The sequence below is a fragment of the Microbacterium sp. zg.Y909 genome (assembly GCF_024626565.1).
In genome coordinates this window covers 1-3,872 of sequence record NZ_JANJFJ010000307.1, presented here as the reverse complement: position 1 = coordinate 3,872, position 3,872 = coordinate 1, and the positions used below count along the sequence as shown (strand labels likewise).

The following is a 3,872-nucleotide window of genomic DNA, read 5'->3' as shown; positions in this document are numbered from 1 at the left end:
CGCGCAGGCCTCACCGAACTCGCCGCCACCGCCCGGTCGCGCACCGCCTTGACCAAGATCGCAGACGACCCCGAGGCGCACGGCAACGCGGTGGTGTTCATCCGCATCCTCGCCGAGACCACCGCCGCGGTGCTGGTGACGGTCGCATTCACCCTGGCCTTCGACAACATCTGGTGGGCGATGCTCGCCGCCGCGCTCCTCATGACCGTGGTGTCGTTCGTGCTGGTGGGCGCCAGTCCGCGTTCGGCGGGACGCCAGCACGCGACCGGGCTGCTGCGCAACGCCGCGCCGATCGTGCGCGGTGCCCGCATCGTGCTGGGACCGCTCGCCCACCTGCTGGTGATCCTCGGCAACCGCTTCACGCCCGGGGTGTCGCGCAACGCGACGTTCGCCTCGGAGGAGCAGCTGCTGAGCATGGTCGACGAGGCCGCCTCGCAGGACCTCATCGAGGAGGACGACCGCGAGCTCATCCACTCGGTGTTCGACTTCACCGACACGTTCGTGCGCGCCGTGATGGTTCCCCGCACCGACATGGTGTCGGTGGATGCCGAAGCGAGCACCCACGAGGCGATGAAGCTGTTCCTCGACAGGGGCGTCTCGCGCCTCCCCGTCGTCGACGACGAGGCCGACGACGTGGTGGGAGTCCTCTACCTGAAGGACCTGGTGCAGTTCGCGTTCCGCGACGAGAGCGCGTGGCGCAACGCCGCCGTCAGCCGCATCGCGCGCAAGGCCGTCTTCGTGCCGGAGTCGATGAAGGCGGAGACACTGCTGCAGCAGATGAAGCGCGACGCCGTGCACGTGTGCCTCGTCGTGGACGAGTACGGCGGAGTGTCGGGCCTGGTGACCCTCGAGGACCTCATCGAGGAGCTCGTCGGCGAGATCGCCGACGAGTACGACGCGCGGGCAGCGGAGGTGGTCGACCTCGGGGAGGGCCGGTTCCGGGTCAGTGCGCGCCTGGGCCTGGACGAAGTCGGCGAGCTGTTCGGCATCGAGCTCGAGGACGACGAAGTGGATTCGATCGGCGGACTGCTGGGCAAGGCCCTGGGACGCGTCCCGATGCCCGGCGTCACCGCCGAGACGCAGGGTCTCGTACTCACCGGCGGCGCATCGCGCGGCCGTGGGCGCGGGCTCGCGACGGTGTTCGTGGAGCGCGCCGAACCGCTCGACAACGCGGACGACAGCGCCCGGGCCCCGCGCACCGGCCAGATCCCGCGGACGCGCACCGGCGAGGTACGCGTGAGCCGGGGCGATGCGGAAGCCGCGCAGTCCTCGTAGCGGGGCACCCGACCCGTAGCGGCGCGTGCACGAGCGCCCCTACTGTTGCGCTACCGGACCAGCCGGACACCGCGACATCGGAGGTCGTCACATGTGCACAGGCGCGAACTACACCACCAAAGACCACTACTTCGGGCGCAATCTCGACCTCGAATTCTCGTACCACGAGACGGTCACGATCACCCCGCGGAACTTCCCGTTCGAGTTCCGCAAGGTGCCGACGCTCGCAACGCACCACGCCATCATCGGCATGGCGAACATCGCCGACGGCTACCCGCTGTACTACGACGCGACGAACGAGAAGGGCCTCAGCATGGCGGGGCTCAACTTCCCCGGGAACGCCGACTACAAGCAGGAGAACCCGGAGAAGACGAACGTCGGGTCGTTCGAATTCATCCCGTGGGTGCTCGCACAGTTCGAGAGTGTCGCCGAGGTGCGGGCCGCGCTCGCGGACCTGGTCGTGACCGATGCTGCGTTCAGCGCCGAGTTCCCGCCATCGCCCCTGCACTGGATCATCAGCGACAGGGACAGCTCGATCACCGTCGAGAGCGTGAAGGAGGGCCTCAAGGTCTACGACAACCCGTACGGGATCATGACCAACAACCCCACCTTCGACATCCAGTCGTTCAACCTCAACAACTTCATGCACCTGACGAAGAACCCCCCGGAGAACACCTTCGCCCCGGAACTGGACTTCGACGTCTACAGCCGGGGGATGGGGGCCATCGGCCTGCCCGGCGACCTGTCGTCGGCATCCCGTTTCGTGAAGGCCGTCTTCACGAAGATGAACTCCGTGTCGGGGGCTTCCGAATCGGAATCGATCAGCCAGTTCTTCCAGATCCTCGGATCCGTAGCGCAGCAGCGCGGCCTGGTGGAGGTGGAGCCGGGCAAGTTCGAGATCACGATCTACTCGTCGTGCTGCAACACCGACAAGGGCATCTACTACTACACGACCTACGAGAACAGCCAGGTCACCGGCGTCGACATGCACAAGGAGGATCTCGACGCAACTACACTGGTGGATTACCCCCTGGTCAAGGGGCAGCAGATCCATATGCAGAATTGAGAGTTTCGCATCGACGAGAACGTCCACCGCTCCGGCTTCGTCACCTTCGTCGGACGCCCCAATGTGGGCAAGTCCACCCTCACCAACGCGCTGGTCGGCGAGAAGGTCGCGATCACCAGCGACAAGCCGCAGACGACGCGGCGAGCCATCCGCGGCATCCTGAATCGGCCGGACGGCCAGCTCGTGATCGTCGACACCCCCGGCATCCATCGACCCCGCACCCTGCTCGGCGAGCGTCTGAACGATCTCGTGGAACAGGTGCTGGGTGACGTGGACGTCATCGCGTTCTGCGTCCCCGCGACCGAGAAGGTCGGGCCCGGAGACCGCCGCATCGCGGAGTCGCTGTCGAACTACCCGCGCGCCAAGAAGGTCGCGCTCGTGACCAAGACCGACGTGGGCAGCCGCGAGCAGATCACCGAGAGGCTGATCGAGGTCGATGGGCTGCGTGAGGACTGGCACGCGGTGATTCCGCTGTCCGCGCTCACGAACAACCAGCTCGACGTGCTTGCCGACGAACTGCTCTCGCTCATGCCGCCGGGACCGGCGCTGTACGAGGAAGGCGTCGTCACCGACGAGTCGACCGAAGACCGCATCGCCGAGATCATCCGCGAGGCAGCGCTCGAGGGCGTCCGGGACGAGCTGCCGCACTCGATCGCGGTGACGGTCGACGACATCGCCCAGCGCGAGGACAGCGACCTCACCGACATCTTCGCGAGCATCGTCGTGGAGCGCGACAGCCAGAAGGCGATCATCATCGGCCACCGGGGTTCACGGCTGAGCGACGTGGGCGCCCGCGCCCGCGCGCAGATCGAGCCGCTGATCGGGAGCCGGGTGTTCCTGAAGCTGCACGTGCGGGTCGCCAAGGAATGGCAGCGCGACCCGAAGCAGCTCGGGCGCCTCGGGTTCTGATGGCCCGCCGCTGGGAGGCGCCGCGCTGGGGCCCACCGGAGGGCTGGGAGCTCGTCGACGCCGAGGTCCCCGCGCCCCTCCACGGCGAAGTCACGATCAGGGTGGCGGCCGCGGGGATGAACCCGGCCGACGTGAAGCACGTGGCCGTCGAGCGGCCCGGCCTGGTCTTGCCCGTGCCGATCGGGTACGAGGTATCCGGCGTGCTGACGGCGATCGGACCGGGCACGGAGATCGCCTCGGGCACCGCCGCGGTGGGCGACGAGGTGCTGGCCTTCCGCATCACCGGCGGATACGCGACCGAGCTCACCGTCCCCGCCGACACGGTGTTCGCCAAGCCCGCGTCGCTGACGCACCCGCAGGCGGCGAACCTGCTGCTGGCCGGCACGACGGCATCCGAGCTGCTGCATGTGACGGGCGTGGCGCCGGGGGAGACCGTCCTCCTGCACGGCGGGTCCGGCGCCGTGGGGGTGGCGGTGCTGCAGCTGGCGCGGCGCCTCGGCGCGCGCGTCATCGCGACGGCGTCGCCCTCGTCGTTCGAACGGGTGCGTCGCTACGGCGGGGTGCCGGTGGCGTACGGCGAAGGGCTGCTGAATCGCGTGCGGGATGCCGCGGAGGGCGCCCC

At 68.4% G+C, this 3,872-nt stretch carries 4 protein-coding genes; all 4 read left to right on the top strand.

The features are described 5' to 3' along the window. Positions 1 to 1,275 (top strand): hemolysin family protein (locus NQ160_RS17795; protein WP_257516472.1); only part of this gene is annotated, 1,275 nt, incomplete at its 5' end. 91 nt (positions 1,276 to 1,366) lie between these two features. Continuing rightward, positions 1,367 to 2,341 (top strand): choloylglycine hydrolase, encoded by a 975-nt coding sequence (gene bsh, locus NQ160_RS17790; protein WP_257516471.1) that lies wholly within the window; start codon positions 1,367 to 1,369, stop codon positions 2,339 to 2,341. Positions 2,342 to 2,350: 9 nt separating this feature from the next. Further along, on the top strand, positions 2,351 to 3,250 hold the full coding sequence (gene era / locus NQ160_RS17785) for a GTPase Era (RefSeq protein ID WP_257516473.1): 900 nt from the start codon (positions 2,351 to 2,353) through the stop codon (positions 3,248 to 3,250). Further along, a partial coding sequence (locus tag NQ160_RS17780) for a quinone oxidoreductase family protein (protein WP_257516470.1) occupies positions 3,250 to 3,872 on the top strand: 623 nt, incomplete at its 3' end. The genes era and NQ160_RS17780, both read left to right, overlap by 1 nt.

Coding starts and splice junctions, on each gene's coding strand:
- bsh (WP_257516471.1), top strand. CDS start 1,367: ATGTGCACAGGCGCGAACTACACCACCAAAGACCACTACTTCGGGCGC.